Genomic DNA, 18,536 nt, shown 5'->3' on the forward strand with positions numbered 1-18,536 from the left:
GGGGAGGAATTTGCGATGAAAAAATTTACCAAAGGAATGCTGGCAGTCATGTTGGGGGGGATGGCTTTATTTGCATCCCAGGCGATGGCAGATGGCGTGAATGGAGTTCCTGGTTCAGTAGACGATCCAGTCGTCACCAAAAGCTATGTCGATCAGGTGCTGCGGTCCATCGGAGCAGGTGGAGGCAGCGGCAGTGGAAGCACGCTGACTGTCGTCGAGCTGTATCCAGGGAAGACGCTGTATGGTTTTGAAGGCACGGAATTTATCGTTCGCACAGGGCAAGTACAAGCTGTAGCCGGCAACAACGGTGACGGCTTGACGGATCTGACTGCGGGTGCCGATTTGCGCGGAGGAGCAACGGTCGGACACAATCATCTGCTTTTGATCGCTCGTTCGGACAATCGTGGTCTTAGGACCGATCCACAGTATACCGGAGTCTCGCACATCATGGTTCGGGGCAAGTACGAGCTGCGGTAATTGTCTATTGACACCACTGGAAAAAACAATTATTCTATAATCCGTAATGGATACTCTTATCCAGAGCAGGCGGAGGGACTGGCCCTATGAAGCCCGGCAACCGACTAGAGCGGTGCTAACCAGCAGAACGGACATCTGTTCTGGCCGATAAGAGGATGAAGGAAGCTAAAGCGCGCAAACCTTTTCCTCCCCCAAAGGCGGAAAAGGTTTTTTTTGCCTGCATTTACGTCGATAAAATCCTGCGTCGGCTACCACACTATTTGTATGAGGTCAAAGGAGGTTGTTTTCTCATGGCTTTGCAAAAAGGTCGTCGTCTGTTCACATCTGAATCCGTAACCGAAGGACACCCGGATAAAATTTGTGACCAAATTTCCGATTCGATTCTGGACGCCATTCTGTCCAAAGATCCCAATGCTCGCGTAGCTTGCGAAACGTCCGTTACCACTGGACTGGTCCTCGTAGCGGGTGAGATCACTACCAACACGTATGTAGACATTCAAAAGCTGGTTCGTGAAACCATTCGCGAAATCGGTTATGATCGTGCAAAATTCGGCTTTGACGCGGATACTTGCGGTGTGATCACGGCCATTGGTGAACAGTCTGCTGACATTGCACTTGGGGTAGACCAAGCCCTCGAAGCCCGTGAAGGGAAAATGACCGATGAAGAGATCGAAGCCATCGGTGCTGGCGACCAGGGTCTGATGTTTGGTTTTGCTTGCAATGAAACGCCTGAGCTGATGCCTTTGCCGATCAGCATGGCTCACCAACTGGCTCGCCGCTTGACAGAAGTGCGCAAAGACGGCACGTTGTCCTACCTGCGCCCGGATGGCAAAACGCAAGTGACGGTGGAATACGACGGTGACAAGCCTGTACGGATCGATACCATCGTTATCTCTACGCAGCATGCGCCTGAGACGACTTTGGAGCAAATCAAAAACGATCTGATGGAATTGGTAATCAAACCAGTTGTTCCCGCTGAATTGCTCGATGGAGAGACCAAATACTTCATCAACCCTACCGGCCGCTTCGTAATTGGCGGTCCTCAAGGCGATGCTGGCTTGACTGGCCGCAAAATCATCGTTGATACTTACGGTGGTTATGCGCGTCACGGCGGCGGTGCCTTCTCCGGAAAAGATCCGACCAAAGTGGACCGTTCCGGTGCATACGCAGCTCGTTATGTTGCGAAAAACATCGTAGCTGCTGGACTCGCTGACAAATGCGAGGTACAAGTAGCTTACGCGATTGGGGTAGCTCAGCCTGTTTCCATCGCAGTGGATACATTCGGCACAGGAACCGTTTCCGAAGAAGACCTCGTGAAGCTGGTCCGCAAGCATTTCGATCTGCGTCCTGCTGGCATCATCAAGCAGCTCGACCTGCGCCGTCCTATCTACAAACAGACTGCAGCATACGGTCACTTCGGCCGCAACGATCTGAACGTTCCTTGGGAGCAAACAGACAAAGCGGAAGTACTGAAGCAAGATGCAAGCCAATTGGCGAAATAATGGAGTTGTACAACGAAGGCCTGGCGATACTGCCAGGCCTTTTCTTTTCCTCATCTTCACTACAGCCAGACCGCGGTCTCCCCGTGTATAATCTTACATGTCCAATGGATAAGTCTTCATAAAGGAATTTTCTAGTTGTTTGTCGAATCACCTTATGGTAGCAACAGAGGAGGGGTATTTTTGCGCAATAAAAAACTCTTCCTTCTCGTGTTTGTGCTTTTTTTGCTGATCTTTCTGATATCCGGACTTCTCTACGGACAACAACCTGCGAAAAAACATGCAGCCGAAATGCAACCTTTTCCCCAAGTGAATACGTCAATAAGCACAAGTGAACCGGTAGAAGCTGAGTCAAACGTCACAGCGAACAAAGAGACGACAGTTCCGCGCAAAGAGTGGTATCGCAATCAAGTTGTTGTATTGTCCTATCATCATGTGACCAAGAATCCGACCCAACCGTTTGCGATTTCACCCGAACAGTTTGCGGAGCATATGTCGTTCATACAAGAACAAGATTTGCATCCGATCTCGTTAACCGAGTTTATAACATTCATGGAGACGGGAAATCTGCCGACGGCCAATGCGGTATTGCTTACATTCGATGACGGATACGAGAGCTATTACACAGAAGCTTTTCCGATTATGCGCTCTTATGGCTTTCCGTCCGTTAATTTTGTGATCGCAGGCCGTGTCCGAGATATAGCGGAAAGAAAGCGGGAAAACATGACTCCCCCTCTTACCCGTCAGCAGGTAAAGGAATTGGTGGCTACAGGCATGTCCGACATCGGCTCTCATACCTACAGCTTGCACGGGCAAGCAGCGCGCAATGAATGGGGAGAGACAGGACCGGTGACTGCCCCTGTCTATCTGGAAGATCTGCAACGCCTGGAAGCCGAGCAGGAATATCGAGATCGGCTGTACGTCGATTTTAGCCTGTCCCGGGTCGGATTGAGCGAATGGTTGAACCGCCCCGTAGATGTACTGTCATTGCCGTTTGGCTATACCAACGAAATTGTGCAGGAGACGGCAAAGCAGACAGGCTACCGATACGTTTTCCATTCCACTCCCGGTGTCGTAACAAGCAAGACGGACCATTACGCGATCACCCGCTATGACGTGGGGGTTCCCGACATGGATTTGACAAAGCTCCATCAGATTTTCACGAAAGCGAAAAACACGTTTGAAGGAGAGCAGTCATGAACAAAGCAATCGACATCAGCGTGCTCGATGGAGTGATTAAACGAACGATTGAAACAGTAGAAACAAGTAAAAGTCAAATTTTTGATATAGCGGAGAGTGCCAGGCAACAGGGCAACTCGATGAAGCTGGAACTTCATGAGCTCCGCCAGGAAATTACCAAGGTTATACAAAAGGTGGATGCACTGGAGCTGGCTTATCGCAAGTCGCGCAATCGGCTGGTTTTAGTGAGCCGAAATTTCCATATGTACACGGAGGAAGACATCCGGGTAGCATATGAGGATGCAAGTCGCATCCAGGTAGACCTTTCCATTTTCAGGGAACGGGAAAACAATCTCAAGCGCAGAAGAGATGATTTGGAGCGCCAATTGCGAACCCTGGAAGAAACCATTGTCCGCGCTGAAAAACTGGTTTCGCAAATGGGTGTGGTACTGGGCTATCTGACTGGTGATTTGAGCAAAATCGGTGAAGCCTTGGAATCTGCGAAACAGCACCAGCTGATGGGCTTGAAAGTGATCCAGGCACAAGAGGAAGAACGCAAGCGGGTAGCGCGGGAAATCCATGACGGACCGGCGCAATCGATGGCCAATGTCGTACTGCGTTCCGAAATTGTGGAGAAGATGCTGAAGAATGAACGCGTTCTCGAAGCGCAGATGGAACTCCACGAGTTGAAAGAAATGGTGCGGATGAGCTTGGCTGATGTCAGACGGATTATTTTTGATCTGCGTCCGATGGCTTTGGATGACCTGGGGTTGGTTCCGACTCTGCAAAAATACATCCGGACCTGTGAGGAGCGAATGGAAACCTCTATCGATCTGGTTGTATTTGGTGTGGAGCCAACGCTGAGAAGCTCGGTCAAGGCGGCTATTTTTCGACTCGTGCAGGAATGTTTGAACAATGTAGAAAAACACGCCAAAGCCAAATCCGTTCAGGTGAAACTGGAATTTGTGCAGGATTCCCTTAGTCTGGTCGTAAAAGATGACGGCATCGGATTTGATCTGGACGAGCGGATGGGGACAGGCGGTTCTTTTGGATTGTTGGGAATGAAAGAGCGAACGCAACTCCTGGAGGGACAAATTGAGGTCCAATCCGCTCCCGGTGATGGTACCAAGGTGCTATTTCAAATACCACTAAAAATCTAAGCGAGCGATAGATCAGAAGCTGAATGGGGGAAGAAACATGGAAAAAAGGCAGCAAGAACTCCGTATCGTGATTGTTGACGACCATCAATTGTTTCGTGAAGGCGTAAAGCGTATTTTGGAAATGGAAAGCGACTTCAAGGTTGTAGGAGAAGGAGCCGATGGCGGCGACGCGTTTAAACTGGCGGAGGAATACAAGCCGGACGTCATGCTGATGGACATCAACATGCCGAATATTAATGGTGTATCAGCGACGGAGAACGTCATATCCGTAAGTCCGCAGACTCGTGTCATCATGCTTTCCATACACGACGACGAAGGATACGTCTATCGAACCCTGCGGACCGGTGCCTCTGGTTATCTGCTGAAAGAGATGGGGACCAGCGATCTGGTCGATGCCGTAAGGGTCGTGGCCAGTGGTGGCGCATACATACATCCCAAAGTAACGGGTAAATTGATTGAAGAGTTTCGTCGCCTGAGTGATCAGGAAGGCATGGCCGAGCGCAGTTTCTCTGTAGATGATGCCAATGCTGTCGATCCGAAGATGATCGAATCCTTGACTCGCCGCGAGCGTGAGGTTCTGCAATTGATGGCGGAGGGAAAAAGCAACCGTGCGATTGGCGAATTCCTGTTTATCAGTGAAAAAACGGTGAAAAACCACGTCAGCAGCATTCTGCAAAAGTTAAATGTGCAGGACCGCACACAGGCAGTAGTCAATTCGATCAAGAACGGTTGGGTCAAATTGTAAATTACAGCTTCACTAGCACCCTGTCCAAGCCATCCGGCATACCTATGAAGTAAGAGGAGGTATGACCGCGATGGCAGATTTATTACTATGGCTGTTAGCGGCGTTTGGCTGCTCTTCTCTGTTGGTGATACTGCTTGAGCGGGTGACTGACAGGATGGGCAGTGCGGCTGATTTCCCTGACGAGCATTATCGTTTGCTTCTCCGCGATTCGGAGCAGGTGCTGGAGGGTGTCATTCGTCGTCTGCTGTTCCGTTCTTATTGGAGCGGCAAGTCGATACAAATTACCCTGCAGGATGAAGGATCTGTAGATGATACCAAGAAAATGACTGCCTTGTACGAACGCTATCCGTATTGCTGGTCAACAGACGGTCATCATGGACTGACGCAGACCAAGGCGATTATCATTGACTTGAGACAAGAGAAAGCAGGAGCATAGCCATCTAGGGCGTCTGTGGATAGATGAGCTTTGCGAGATGGAAAAGAGCCGGTGTGCTCTTTTTTTGTTTTCGAAAGGTTGCGAGCGAATAGCGAATAAATAACGAATAAATAACGAGGAAATAGCGAATAAATAGCGAATAAATAGCGAGGAAATATCAATGAATAGCGAATGTCCAGTAGTGAGAAAGGAGGGCAGTTTTGTGTATCAACCACGATTCAAATATAACGATAGGATCGTAAAATCCTTAATGTCTATTGAAAAATATAAAAATACAGTTGAAATGCTTCCTCTCCCAAAAGACATCGAAAAAGAATTGCGTAAAGAAGCAAAACTAAAAATGACTCATTATTCGACCCGAATTGAAGGGAATCCCTTGGGCTTGGAAGAAGTTTCTGAGGCCATTATGAAAAATCGCGATCGGCAAGGGTTAAAGGCAGAACAAGAGGTGCGGAATTATTGGAATGCACTATCCTTTTTAAGCACTTCGAAGAGGCTGAAGATTCCTATCAGTGAAGATTTTATAAAGCGATTGCATTCCATCATTGAAGTCAGGGGCTCAGGAAGAAGAACGGAAGAAAGTGAATATAGGGGGCCTACGAGACCTGGGGTGTTATTTGCAGTTTATGACAGTGTGACAGGACAACCTGAATATATTCCGCCAGAAGCAAATGATGTACCACAACTAATGAAATCTTTTGTTGCTTGGATTAATAGTGACGATGCCAGAGAATTGCCTGCACCTATCCGAGCGGGGATCGCAGCTTATCAACTCTTAACGATTCATCCGTTTTATGATGGAAATGGACGAACAGCACGGGCTCTCGCTACATATATCCTGAGTATCAAAGGCTATGATTTGAAGGGATTTAATTCGATGGAAGAGTATTATGTGTCAGATCTCCAAGGCTATTACACAAAATTACAAATGAATCTCCCTGTGTTGTATTACGATGGAAGAAACAACCCGCCTGATTTGGCGCCTTGGCTCGAGTACTTCGTCTTGATCATGGAAAAAGCATTTCAGAAAGTAGCTCGTATTGCTCAAAATAAGTATAAACAGCAAATCGACCCAAGAGTGAATAAATTAGAGCCGCGTGAATTGATTGTCGTAAAACTACTATTGACCAAGAATGGCGAGATCACTCCAAAGGAAATTGCGGGCGAGTTTAATGTTGTTACCAGAACAATAACAGAATGGGCAAAGGAATGGATAAGAAAAGGGATAATTGAACCTGCTAGTGGAACAGAAAGAATACGTACATACAAGATAGGCAGGGCATACAGTGACCTAACTTTAAGTGATCTCGGTTATGTAGAAACGGATCAATAAGACCGCATCAATTAAGCCGTTTTAAGTAAAGAGCGAATGAATAATGAAGTAGGGACCTATTTTGAAGCGGGTCCCCTTTTTATTTGCACTTCCCGCTGTCTTTTTGCAAACTGTGGACAAGGATGCAGAACGGGGGGAGCCATGTGCGAGAGTACTTGTTGTATGTGAAAGTCGGGCGGGAGCCGATCCAGGCCTACGTGACACCTTGCTTTCGGGTAGACCAGAACTTTTGGCAGGAGCAGGAGGGAAGCCAGCTCTATGTGATTGGCCGCACACCTTCGCTAGCAATGGCCTTCTCCTTGCGCGAACGGTTACATCAGTATTTGCAGGAAAGGCAGGCTAGGCATGACGATGTCAATGAGCAGGCAGTAGCGAGGATGAGACAGATCGCGCTCACCGGTGTTCGCGAGTCCAACGCTCTATACGGCGACACCTTCTCAGATGATCAGGGTAAGTCGTCGAGCGAGTGGTTTGAATGGCGGGAAGGAATTGCCGAACAGGAGGACGGCAGCAGCCCATTATCGATGCGAGGAGACGTTGAACTGGTAAAAGAGGTGCTGGCAGGCAGAGCCCTGCTGTGGGAGGAGCTGGAGAGGCTGCTGCAGACGCATGGAATAGCAGTGCCGGATCTGCCGCAGCTCTTGCAGCGGTTGGTGCTGTCGGGAGACGCGCAGTGGCTTCCAGGGGTGCGTTTGCAAGTCAGGAAAAGCTGGCTGCGCCACTCCCTGGAGCTGGGGTGCACGAGATGCGGCAGCGGCAAAGAGAAAATCGAATTGACAACCTGTCACACTTGCGGACAAGGCTGCGCGTACTGCACGGAGTGTCTCGGCATGGGGCGGAGCAAGTGCTGTACGCCTTTTCTATGTGTGCCAGCCAAAAGAGCTCCCTCCTCTCATACAGGTCATGCAGGGCGCCTGGCATGGTCTGGATGCTACTCCCGGGATCAGGAGGTAGCGGCGGACCGAGCGCGCCAGTTTGTGCTCAATCACTGGGGGAGAAACGCGGAGTTCCTGATCTGGGCAGTCTGTGGGGCAGGAAAGACGGAGCTTCTGTTCCCTTCCGTCGTCGCGGCATTGGAACAGGGGGAAAGGGTGCTGATCGCCACCCCGCGAAAGGACGTAGTATTGGAGTTGGCTCCACGGATTCAGCGTGTATTTCCGGAAGCACGTGTCATTGCCGTGCATGGTTCAAGCAAGGAAAAGTGGGAGGATTGCGATATAGCGATTGCCACGACTCACCAGGTCATGCGTTTTTATCAACGCTTTTTTCTGGTGGTGCTCGACGAGGTAGACGCGTTTCCCTATCACCAGAATCCAGTTCTGTATCGAGCGGTGGCCCGCGCTGTTAAGACAGGCGGAAGACTCCTCTATTTGAGCGCGACACCACCGCGCTATCTGCAAAAGAGGCTCCCAGCCAAGAAGAAATCACTTCTTGGCCGATCGTCATATGCCCTGTATTCATCAAGTCATGTCCTGCTGCCCGGACGCTACCATGGCCACGCGCTGCCTGTTCCCCAAATTTTTACGGTTTCGGGGCTGGACAAGCTGCTCGCTGCCGGCAGGGTGATCAAGCCGCTCCACGATATGTTGAAAGCATCACTGGATGCCGGGCGACAGGTGTTTGTATTCGTGCCGCGCGTAGAAGAGGTGCCGCGTATGCTGGGCTACCTGCAGGCGGTATTGCCTGAATATCGGGACGGCATGGCAGGTGTGCATGCCTCCGACCCAGCTCGGGAAGAGAAAGTGATGGCCTTTCGTGACAAAGCGGTCAAGCTTATGGTGACGACGACAATATTGGAGCGGGGTGTGACGATTCCAGGGAGCGATGTAGCAGTCGTAGGGGCACAGGCACCTGTCTTTGATGAGGCTTCCTTGGTGCAAATCGCCGGGCGTGTAGGGCGCTCTCCTGACGATCCGCAGGGTACAGTCCTTTTTGTGCAAAGCTATCGGGCATCCGCTCCACAGGCAGCTGTGCGTCAGATTACGCAGATGAATCAGCTTGCCAAGCAACTGCGCGACAGGAGGAAGATGGCATGAGCCAAGGAGGCTGTGTCAGATGCGGCATACGGTATGCTGCAAAGAATCGGCGGGAGGCAGTGGTGCGAAGCTGGGCAGTGCGATTATCTGGCAGAACAAGCTATGCTCATATGTATCGCCTGGTGGAGCGGCTTCCTTTATGTGCAGGTTGTCTCGAGGAAATGCCGGTGATCGGGGAGAAAATCTGTGAGCAATGCGGGCGGAGCTGGGAGCATCAGGGACAGCAGCTGCTGGAGTGTGGCGCACTGCGATGCAGAGACTGCCGATCGATAGAGGAAAATGCCCTGAGAGGAAACCGGGGCCTGCTTCACTATGACGAGTGGGGCAAGGATCTGCTTGGTTTGTATAAATACCGCGGCGATGAGCGATTGGCTGATTTTTTCGGAAAACTGCTGACACTGGCTATGTATCGTTATTTTCGCTCTGGGCAATTTGATTATGTGGTGGCGGTTCCCTTGCACCCAAAACGCTTGAGTGAGCGTGGCTTCAACCAAATGGAAATCGTAGCCGAACGGATCGGCCGAGACATTGGGGTGCCAGCACGAAAAGATTTGATCCGAACGAAAGAAACAGCCAAGCTAAGTCAGCAGACAGGACGTGAAGCGCGCATTCTGAGCATGCAGGATGCTTTTGCCTGGAGGGGAGAAGCCGCCAAACCCAAAAAGCCATCCCGAATCTTGCTGCTTGATGACATCTATACCACGGGCTCCACGCTTCGGGCCTGTGCGCAAGCCATCCATCAAGTCGAAACTGTAAAATCGTATATATGGTCCTTGACAATCTACCGATAATATAGATAGAAACAAATGGCAATTTGCGTTATCATGGGACTAGATGCTGGATTCCGAAAATGAAGAGGGCAAGGGGGTGCGCATATGTCTTTGGGCAGTTTATCGAATTGTTCGCGTTGTGATGCCTTGTTTGTTCGGGTCGCTCGTGACATTTGCCCCAAATGTTATCAGGAAGTAGAGAAGGAATATGAGGTTTGCGCAAGGTTTTTGCGTAAAAGGGAAAATCGTGGTTCCAATATTCACCAGGTCAGCGAAGCAACTGGTGTCAGCGTAAAGCAAATTACGAAATTCATCAAAGAAGGCCGCATTTCCGTCGATGGAAACCCGGAGTTGGGCTACCCGTGCGAAAGCTGCGGGTTTCTGATTCGCAAAGGAAATATCTGTGAATCCTGCATGCGTGGACTAAAGCATGACATCACCCAGGACCTCGACGTCGAGAAACGACTGGAAGAGCAAGAAAAAGCGCGAGAAATGGTCGCAGCTTATCGAAGAAAGCAGAATAGAGACGATTAGTTTTTAACCAAAACAACTAATCGTTGACAACGAAATTGCCGATGATACTACTAAGAAGTATCGTCGGTTTTATTTTTTACCTACAGAAGGCGATGGAAGAACCGGTCGCTTGAGAGGATGGTTTTCACATGCGAATACATGAGCCCAATCGTACAGGGATGATTCAGGCATACAATAAGACGGGTACCGCATCAGTGAGCAAAAAAGGAAAAATGGCGATGGGAAAAGATGAAGTAAAGATTTCTACAGAGGCCATGGAAATGCTGAAGCAAATCGAAGACCCGAATGCACCTGCGCGCCGGGAAAAGGTGGAGCAGCTGCGCAAACAGGTCCAGGAAGGCACGTACCATGTGCCCAGCGAGAAAATCGCGGACAAGTTCCTTTCCTTTTGGAAAAAATTGTAATTTATCTCTTCGGGGAAGCTGAGGGAACGACATGACGAAGATGGAGACACTCTACGATCTGCTCGACAACTTGATCCAACTGCACAAAGCCATGTATACTCTGGCCGAGCAGAAGAAACAGGTACTGATCAAAGGTGAGATCGATGAGCTGGTCGCCATTACCCGACAGGAGCAACAGCTGATCAAAGGGGTAACGGCTGCGGAAACGGCACGACAAAATACCGTGCGAGAGCTTTCCAGTGAAAAGGGATTCACCTTGCAGGAAGGTACGTTGGCTGAATTGATCAAGTTGACGACCAGCGCGGAAGAGAAGCAGCGCCTCTCATCGTACCGCGAAGAATTGAGTCGGATCGTAGGGGAATTGCGAGATGCCAATGAGCTGAACCAGCAGTTGCTCAAGCAATCCCTTTCTTTTGTGAACATGACGCTGGATTTGATCACGGATACGCCTGAGGACGATTATATCTACGGGAGACCAACCCATGACATCAAGCAGGCAAATCGGAATTTTTTCAATAAAAAAGCATAAAAAGAGGTGCTAGGATGCGATCTACCTTTCACGGCTTGGAAGTAAGCAAACGCGGTTTGTTTGCTCAGCAGGCGGCACTAAATACAACTGGTCACAATATATCGAATGCGAATACGGAAGGATATAGCAGACAACGAGTAAATATGCAGGCGACAACGGGTCTGCCGTATGTAGGTTTACAGGCAAATGTTGAGGCAGGTTTGCTTGGAACTGGTGTCACCGTTGTTAGTTTACAACGCATGCGCGAAAATTATTTAGATATACAGTTTCGAAATCAAAACAAAGATTACGGTTATTGGGAAGCCCAAAGGGATGCGCTTAGTAAAATTGAAGGGATTATGAATGAACCTTCAGATACAGGCTTGCAGAAGGTAATGGATGAATTGTGGAAATCGTGGCAGGACCTTTCCAAGGAACCTGAAAGCCTTTCTGCTCGTGCGGTTGTCAGACAAAGAGCGGTTGCGGTTGCGGAAACGTTTTCTGCATTGACAAATTCATTGACGGATTTGCAGTCTGACCTGGACAATGTTGTATCAACAAAAGTTATCGAAATAAATTCCATGACAAACCAAATCGCAAATCTTAATAAACAAATTGGTGAGTTGGTTCCTCATGGTTATGAACCAAATGATTTATTTGATCAAAGAGACCTTTTACTAGATAAACTAGGGAAGCTTGTCAATGTCAAGGTGGCTAATGGCAATAACGGAATGATTAATGTGACAGTAGATAATAGGGAATTAATTAACGGCCAGCAATCAATTCCGATGGCGGTCACCAAGAATTCTTATGGGTTATACGATATAACCTTAGGTGGTGAACAGTTTGTACCCCAATCAGGCGGACTACTGGGGACGATGGAAGCTAGGGGTCTTCCGGTTAATGATCCTGTTACTGGCCAAACCAAAATTACTGGTCCAGTATCAAACATGCTTGAGCGTTTAAATATTCTGGCAGTTAATTTGACGACCGAGATAAATAACTTACACAGAAGTGGGATGAATTTAAATGACATCCAAAATAGGTCAACCAATGCAGGTGCTCAACTAGAAGACATTCCTTTTTTTGTAGATTCAGATGCAGTAACAAATGATCCGAATACAAAAACATATCCAATCAATTCTTCCAAAATCCAAGTGAATCCGGCTATACTTGCTAGCTTGAATGCAATCGCGGCAGCAACTGTAGAACAAACAGGAAGTTCTGCTGGTACATCCTTTCACGGCGATGGCAGTAATGCCCTGGCAGTAGCTGGAATCAAGTACAATACTTACTCGTTATTTATCGGAGCCTCAAATCAACCGGAGACAACTACTCTTGATGACTTTTATCGTTATGCAATTGCACAATTGGGTGTAGACAGTCAAGAAGCTCAAAGGATGGAAAAAAACACAGAGTTATTGGTCGGGCAGGTTGATACTCAAAGACAGTCTGTTTCAGGAGTATCGATTGATGAAGAGATGTCCGAAATGGTGAAATATCAGCATGCATATAGTGCTGCAGCTCGTGTGATGACGAGTTTCGACGAAATTTTGGACAAAGTAATTAATGGGATGGGTCGTGTTGGTTTGTAATTGCATGAGATAGGGAGTGGATTTTTAATGTCAGTTCGTATTACGCAAAACATGCTGAATAACAACATGATGCGGAATTTAAATAATTCAATGGGGATAATGGATAAATTACAAGAACAACTATCCTCTGGCCGTAAGATATCTAGACCTTCAGACGATCCTGTAGTTGCGGCTAGGGGTATGTTGTACCGTTCCTCCCTAATGGAAAACTCACAGTACCAACGTAATGCAACGGAGGCTCAATCATGGATGGAACTGTCCGACGAGTCTCTTGGGGAATCTACAAATGTATTGCAACGAATTCGTGAATTGATGGTACAATCCGGAGATGCTAGCTTAGCGGATGATTCTTTAAAAGCAATGGCGGAAGAAATTAAGCAATTAAAAAACCAGTTGGGTAGTATTGCGAATGCGACAATTGGAGGAAGGTATATTTTTGCTGGTACTGATACTCTAAGAGCTCCTTACCAAAATGGTAATTATGTCAGCACTAATTCTTCAGAGATACGTTTGGAGGTTAGTAAACAGGTATTTGTCCCTGTCAACGTAAATGGACAGACCATTTTTAATAAACAAGATGCTGATGGGGATAACATGTTTAAACTTTTAGATGCAATGGCTAGTAAATTAGAGCTAGGTACGCCTGTTAACGATATGTTGGACAAAATGGATTTCCAAATTGATAATCTCCTTGCGGAAAGGGCATCCTTGGGCGCACGAGTCAATCGTATAGAATTGGTGCAAGAACGTCTGGCAACAGAAGAAGTAAACGTCAGTGAGTTAATGAGTACGAATGAGGATGCAGATATTGCGGAAGTTATAACGAATCTGAAAACGCAAGAAAACGTTCATCGCTCAGCTTTGGGGGCTGGAGCCAGAATTATTCAGCCTACGTTGTTGGATTTCTTAAGATGATAAAACTTGTAAAAGGAGCGTAAGTAAGATGCGTATTCCTCAAATTCAAATGCAGCAGACTTATGCTCAATTAGGGTTAAATATAAATAAACCTGTACAAGAGATTCAACAACCAAGAGCAGAACTAAACTTGCGTCAAGAACCTGCGATAATAGAAATTCGCCAAGCTAAAGGCTCATTGACTATTGATTCAAGTGAAGCCCGCGAAAATATTGATATGCGTGGGCCGTTACGACGGACTAGAGACAATGCTGATTACGGATATCGTATGGCAATGGAAGCAATTGCTTCGATTAGTGAAGAAGGGGACCAATTAAGATCGATTGAAAATAAACAGGATGCGATTGTAGCAATATCTGAGCGGGAGTCAATGCCTCGAGAATCGGAGATCATTGCCGCAGGTTCTATAGTTGGGGATGGTATTGAGATTCGTTATAATTTTCAACCACTCGATATACAGGTGCAAGAACGTGGAAAAACGATGGATCCAGAAATAAAACGACCTATTCATAACTACAAGCCTGGAAAGGTTGAGGGCTATATGCTAAGATGGGGAAGTTTGCAGATTGATGTAATAGGTCTACATATGGATCAAAGGATATAATCAAAGGAGACGCGAATATGTCAGGAACCCAAAATATCTCGATTGGTAAACTTTTTTTTGAAGAAGGGTTGCCGGGTTTTCCCGACATGCAGTTTTTCAATATCAGCAAGGAAGAGGCAAATGCCCCTTTTTATCAAATGAACTCAACGGAAGATGAGACGATTGGCTTTTGGTTGATTGATCCTTTTGTCTTTTTTCCAGAGTATCAATTTGTCTTGCCTGAATACGCCAAAGCTTCCCTTCGATTAGAGGACCAGAATCCATCAGTGGCTGTTCTCAACATCATTACCTTGCGCGAAGAAGGGCAAATAACAATAAACTTGAAAGCACCAATAGTCATTAACCGTGAAAATCGGATGGCCAAACAGGTTATTCTAAATGAAGAGAGCTACTCATTGAGGCATCCCCTGTTTCAATAGCAGGAGTAAACCGGTTAGGGGCAGGTGAATATTGATGTTGGTATTGTCCCGGAAAATGGGCGAGTCGATCATGATCGGGGATCAAATCGAGGTAAAAGTAGTAGCAGTGGATGGAGATACAATCCGCCTGGGAATAAACGCTCCACGAGAAATAAGTGTTCACAGAAAAGAGATCTATATAGGAATTAAAGAGGAAAATAAAGTGGCTTCCCAGTCGAAACTAGATTGGGAAAAGATGAAAAAATGGATACCAGAAAGCAAGTGAGAAGGTAGAGCTGACGAACCTACAAATTTCGTCAGTTTTTTTTATTTTTGACTAGAAACTGCTAAACTGCACAACCTCCATTACCGATATAAGTAGTGAAGGGGAAATCTCACAAGCGCGCGATTGAGTGATGTCCCTAATCTCATAGAGCCACATGGACGTGGCCTAGTAAATCAAGGAGGAATATAACATGCGTATTAATCACAACATTGCTGCACTGAACACTCACCGTGCTCTTTCTGCTAACACAGCAAACTCTTCCAAATCCCTGGAGAAACTGTCTTCCGGTCTGCGTATCAACCGCGCTGGTGACGATGCTGCGGGTCTCGCAATCTCCGAAAAAATGCGTGGCCAAATCCGCGGTCTGGATATGGCACAGAAGAACTCCCAAGATGGAATCTCTCTGATCCAGACAGCTGAGGGTGCGCTGACTGAAACGCACAGCATTCTGCAACGTATGCGTGAACTGGCTGTTCAATCTTCCAACGATACCAACACTGACGCAGACCGTGCGGAATTGCAAAAAGAGATCGATCAATTAATCGAAGAGGTTGATCGTATTGCTTCCACTACTGAATTCAACACTCAAAAACTGTTGAATGGTGATAAGAGTGGTATCAATGCAACTACTGGGTCCGTAAAGATCAATGAGAAGACTTCTGATGTATTCGCTTCAGTTGATTTTGCAAGTAGTTCTGCATCTGTAGACAATAACTCTTACAATGTTCGTATTACATCAGCTACTACAGGTGGCGATTATGTTGTTGCATGGACAGATCAAAAAGGTCAATCAGGAACTGTAACAGTTACTGGCGGTGCTGCTGGGGCTATTACGATCGGTGGTGCAGATGGGGTAGAGCTTACATTAAATGCTCTGTCAACACTAAGCATTGGTAAAGAAGCAACCATTACTGCCCGTGCAGACGTGAATGATATCGAAGATTCCTCTTTGACTTACCAAATCGGTGCCAACTCCTCGCAAACAATGCGAGTAAGCATCGAAGATATGAGTGCTTCTGCATTGCATATCGATGGTCTTAAAGTAGATTCTGCTTCTGCTGCTGAGGCATCTATCTCTGCAATCAATAAAGCAATCGAAGATGTTTCGACCCAACGTGCAAAACTGGGTGCATTCCAAAACCGTCTGGAACATACTATCAACAACCTGGGCGCTGCATCCGAAAACTTGAGCGCAGCCGAGTCCCGTATTCGCGACGTAGACATGGCGAAAGAGATGATGGACTTCACTAAAAACAACATCCTTACTCAAGCTGCTCAAGCAATGCTTGCACAAGCTAACCAGCAACCACAAGGTGTACTGCAACTTCTCCGTTAATTTAAATTAGAAAAATAGTACGTAGTAAAAGCCAACACAATGTTGGCTTTTACTACCTTTTGGGAGGAAAAATGGAAAATATTTATTTTCTCGCGCGCTCAATAAAAGAACTACTTTTGAATTTATCTCAGCGTTGCACGGCTTTAGCAGAGTTGTATCAAACAAGTGAAGAGAAGGAGGGAAATACACGATTTATCTATTTTATAGAGGATATTAATACACTTTCAGAAGCAGTATCTCATATTCATTCTGTATACCCTGAAATCTCAATAGATGAATTGAATTCAAAACTGGCCTTAGTATTGGAACAGATGGAAAATCAGGACTTCCTTTATGTAGCTGATTTATTGAAATTTGAATTACAACCATTATTAGAATTTTGGAGTGGGACGATTATCGATGGATAAAAAGATTAAGCTCAGTATTTGCATGATAGTAAAGGACGAGGAGAAGAATCTTGAGAGATGTTTGTCTAGCCTCCAACTGTTGAATCAAAGACATGATGTAGAACTGATTATAGTCGACACTGGTTCTACTGATAAGACGATAGAGATTGCTCAGGCATACACTGAGAATGTTTTTTATCACGAATGGAACGGGAATTTCTCCGATATGCGTAACATATCAATCTCTTATGCAAAGGGAGAATGGTTGTTCATCATTGATGCGGATGAAGAATTGCAAGATCCTGAAAAGCTGAGCTTGTTAATGGATAAGAAGAGTTTATCAGACTTTAATACAGTAGTTATTCGTGTGAAGAATTTTGTTTCATCAGATCAAAACATATTTATCATCAATAAGTCAGAGCGGTTATTCCGTAATGATGGTTTTTGTTATCAGGGGTCCGTACATAATCAACCAAGGTTTAAAATGCCAATCCTTTTTGTAACCGATATCTTTTTAAAACATTACGGGTATAACAGTGAAGATAAAGAGTTAATGGAAAAGAAGTTTCAAAGAACTAGCAAGCTGCTATTGGAAGAATTGAAAAAGAATCCGGAAAATATTTATTATCATTTTCAATTATCCAGAACTTATTCTATGCATGGTGATTATAAAGAAGCTTATAAAGAAGCTAAACAAGCATATGAATTACTTTCAGGAAATGAAATTAATAAAAAGATACAATATTTGTATGTATACCATGAATATGTAAGGATGTCTATCCTGTTAGGTAGGTACGAGGAAGCTAAAAAGGCTTGTACAGAGGGATTGGAAATAAATCCTAACTATATTGACCTCCAATATTATATGGGGGTTATCTATGAAGAATGTGGAGATAAACAGTCTGCATTCGAAGCGCGGCTTATTTACTTAAAATTACATAAAAAATTTACTGAAGATCGTTTTGATGACAAGGGTTTAATAGAACTATATAAGTTAGATGATAATTCCAAGTACGAAATCTTGTTTAAAGTTGCTCATTTCTATTATGACAATAAGAATTTTACTAAAGCTGAAGAGTTTTTAAAACCAGTAATTGATAACGAACCAAAGATCCTTCTATATACCAAAATACTGTTAGATGGTAAACAATTTACAGGCTTACGAGAATATTATGATTCATTAACTGAAGGGGATAAGGATAAGCTTGTCAATCTTTTAGAAGTTCACCGTAAGGAATTAGATGAACAAGAAAAATATGAATTGGCGCGAGCATTTATTGAAGGTGAGGGATGTTATCATCAATTAAATAAGATACGGACTACTCCTGATGAAAAGGTATTGTTTGAAGCTAAGTCATTTCTGGCAGAACACGATATTAACAACTTACCTTTATTCTATGCTGAAGTTTTCTCTCGAATAATGGAATATCCCATTTTTTGGCAAGAATTGAAAAAATTAAAGAGTGCTATTGTAAGAAAAGTTATTAAGGAATTGGTACTTCTGAATCATAATCATAAAGTTAGCCTTGAAACATTGGTTTCAAAAATGAAGATACGACACGATGATTACCAAGGTAATCGTATATTTATCTGCATCATCTATGTATTACTTGTAATGGATCTAGAGAAACATGGTAAGGAAAATATTGAAATGGAACCAGAACTTCTTCGTTTGTTCGATAAATACCTGGAATACGGGATTCAATACATTAAATGTTTTTATCAAATGGATAAATTTCGTCTGATCTATACAACAGTAGAAAATTCTGAAGAACAGTTCTTTATGCTTATGTATTTGTATAATCAAGCGATGACTTCAAGGAATTTCAAAGTAGCCTTGAATTACATGCGCGAGATTGTTTCTGTTTATCCGGTTATGAGCCCCTTTTTAAAAAATACGGCAAATAATTTAAACGGCGATATTATATAAAAAAA

At 45.5% G+C, this 18,536-nt stretch carries 20 protein-coding genes and 1 riboswitch; all 20 genes read left to right on the plus strand.

What is annotated here, in order from left to right; all coding sequences use genetic code 11:
* The first annotated feature begins 15 nt into the window (after positions 1-15).
* The 20 genes from T458_RS54370 to T458_RS54465 all read left to right on the plus strand — a co-directional run bounded on the left by T458_RS54370 (position 16) and on the right by T458_RS54465 (position 18,531).
* Positions 16-477 carry a hypothetical protein gene (locus T458_RS54370; RefSeq protein WP_023555296.1) on the plus strand — a complete coding sequence of 154 codons (462 nt, stop codon included), beginning with the start codon at positions 16-18 and terminating at the stop codon, positions 475-477.
* A 53-nt stretch (positions 478-530) separates the two neighbouring features.
* A riboswitch (SAM riboswitch) is annotated at positions 531-631 on the plus strand.
* 136 nt (positions 632-767) lie between these two features.
* Positions 768-1,979, plus strand: coding sequence for a methionine adenosyltransferase (metK, locus tag T458_RS54375; RefSeq protein ID WP_031306314.1), 1,212 nt, complete (start codon positions 768-770; stop codon positions 1,977-1,979).
* Between the two features lie 180 nt (positions 1,980-2,159).
* On the plus strand, positions 2,160-3,176 hold the full coding sequence (locus tag T458_RS54380) for a polysaccharide deacetylase family protein (RefSeq protein ID WP_023555298.1): 1,017 nt from the start codon (positions 2,160-2,162) through the stop codon (positions 3,174-3,176).
* Positions 3,173-4,315, plus strand: a complete 1,143-nt coding sequence (locus T458_RS54385; protein WP_023555299.1) for a sensor histidine kinase — start codon at positions 3,173-3,175, stop codon at positions 4,313-4,315. The genes T458_RS54380 and T458_RS54385 overlap by 4 nt, the downstream gene beginning before the upstream one ends.
* Positions 4,316-4,352: 37 nt before the next feature.
* The gene (locus tag T458_RS54390) at positions 4,353-5,060 is read left to right on the plus strand and encodes a response regulator (RefSeq protein ID WP_023555300.1); all 708 of its coding nucleotides are present in this window, start codon (positions 4,353-4,355) and stop codon (positions 5,058-5,060) included.
* Between the two features lie 70 nt (positions 5,061-5,130).
* Positions 5,131-5,496, plus strand: coding sequence for a hypothetical protein (locus tag T458_RS54395; protein WP_023555301.1), 366 nt, complete (start codon positions 5,131-5,133; stop codon positions 5,494-5,496).
* Between the two features lie 202 nt (positions 5,497-5,698).
* Complete coding sequence (locus tag T458_RS54400) at positions 5,699-6,829, plus strand: Fic family protein (protein ID WP_023555302.1); 1,131 nt, start codon at positions 5,699-5,701, stop codon at positions 6,827-6,829.
* A 143-nt stretch (positions 6,830-6,972) separates the two neighbouring features.
* Positions 6,973-8,865, plus strand: a complete 1,893-nt coding sequence (locus tag T458_RS54405) for an ATP-dependent helicase ComFA (protein WP_023555303.1) — start codon at positions 6,973-6,975, stop codon at positions 8,863-8,865.
* Complete coding sequence (locus T458_RS54410; protein ID WP_023555304.1) at positions 8,862-9,656, plus strand: ComF family protein; 795 nt, start codon at positions 8,862-8,864, stop codon at positions 9,654-9,656. The genes T458_RS54405 and T458_RS54410 overlap by 4 nt, the downstream gene beginning before the upstream one ends.
* 84 nt (positions 9,657-9,740) lie before the next feature.
* Positions 9,741-10,169 (plus strand): TIGR03826 family flagellar region protein, encoded by a 429-nt coding sequence (locus tag T458_RS54415; RefSeq protein WP_023555305.1) that lies wholly within the window; start codon positions 9,741-9,743, stop codon positions 10,167-10,169.
* A 128-nt stretch (positions 10,170-10,297) separates the two neighbouring features.
* On the plus strand, positions 10,298-10,573 hold the full coding sequence (gene flgM, locus T458_RS54420) for a flagellar biosynthesis anti-sigma factor FlgM (RefSeq protein ID WP_023555306.1): 276 nt from the start codon (positions 10,298-10,300) through the stop codon (positions 10,571-10,573).
* A gap of 40 nt (positions 10,574-10,613) precedes the next feature.
* Positions 10,614-11,102 (plus strand): flagellar protein FlgN, encoded by a 489-nt coding sequence (locus tag T458_RS54425; RefSeq protein WP_031306318.1) that lies wholly within the window; start codon positions 10,614-10,616, stop codon positions 11,100-11,102.
* A gap of 14 nt (positions 11,103-11,116) precedes the next feature.
* Positions 11,117-12,676 carry a flagellar hook-associated protein FlgK gene (gene flgK / locus T458_RS54430; protein ID WP_023555308.1) on the plus strand — a complete coding sequence of 520 codons (1,560 nt, stop codon included), beginning with the start codon at positions 11,117-11,119 and terminating at the stop codon, positions 12,674-12,676.
* 27 nt (positions 12,677-12,703) lie between these two features.
* A complete protein-coding gene (flgL, locus tag T458_RS54435) occupies positions 12,704-13,591 on the plus strand; it encodes a flagellar hook-associated protein FlgL (RefSeq protein ID WP_023555309.1) in 888 nt (295 codons plus the stop codon).
* Between the two features lie 28 nt (positions 13,592-13,619).
* The gene (locus T458_RS54440; protein WP_023555310.1) at positions 13,620-14,195 is read left to right on the plus strand and encodes a DUF6470 family protein; all 576 of its coding nucleotides are present in this window, start codon (positions 13,620-13,622) and stop codon (positions 14,193-14,195) included.
* Positions 14,196-14,212: 17 nt separating this feature from the next.
* Positions 14,213-14,614 (plus strand): flagellar assembly protein FliW, encoded by a 402-nt coding sequence (locus T458_RS54445; RefSeq protein WP_023555311.1) that lies wholly within the window; start codon positions 14,213-14,215, stop codon positions 14,612-14,614.
* Positions 14,615-14,648: 34 nt separating this feature from the next.
* Entirely contained in the window at positions 14,649-14,879 is a 231-nt protein-coding gene (csrA, locus tag T458_RS54450; RefSeq protein WP_023555312.1) for a carbon storage regulator CsrA, read from the plus strand.
* A 190-nt stretch (positions 14,880-15,069) separates the two neighbouring features.
* On the plus strand, positions 15,070-16,215 hold the full coding sequence (locus tag T458_RS54455) for a flagellin N-terminal helical domain-containing protein (RefSeq protein ID WP_023555313.1): 1,146 nt from the start codon (positions 15,070-15,072) through the stop codon (positions 16,213-16,215).
* Between the two features lie 71 nt (positions 16,216-16,286).
* On the plus strand, positions 16,287-16,622 hold the full coding sequence (locus T458_RS54460; RefSeq protein WP_023555314.1) for a hypothetical protein: 336 nt from the start codon (positions 16,287-16,289) through the stop codon (positions 16,620-16,622).
* Positions 16,615-18,531 (plus strand): glycosyltransferase, encoded by a 1,917-nt coding sequence (locus T458_RS54465; RefSeq protein WP_023555315.1) that lies wholly within the window; start codon positions 16,615-16,617, stop codon positions 18,529-18,531. The genes T458_RS54460 and T458_RS54465 overlap by 8 nt, the downstream gene beginning before the upstream one ends.
* Positions 18,532-18,536: the final 5 nt, after the last annotated feature.

It is taken from the genome of Brevibacillus panacihumi W25 (assembly GCF_000503775.1).
GTDB classification, from domain to species: Bacteria; Bacillota; Bacilli; order Brevibacillales; family Brevibacillaceae; genus Brevibacillus; species Brevibacillus panacihumi_A.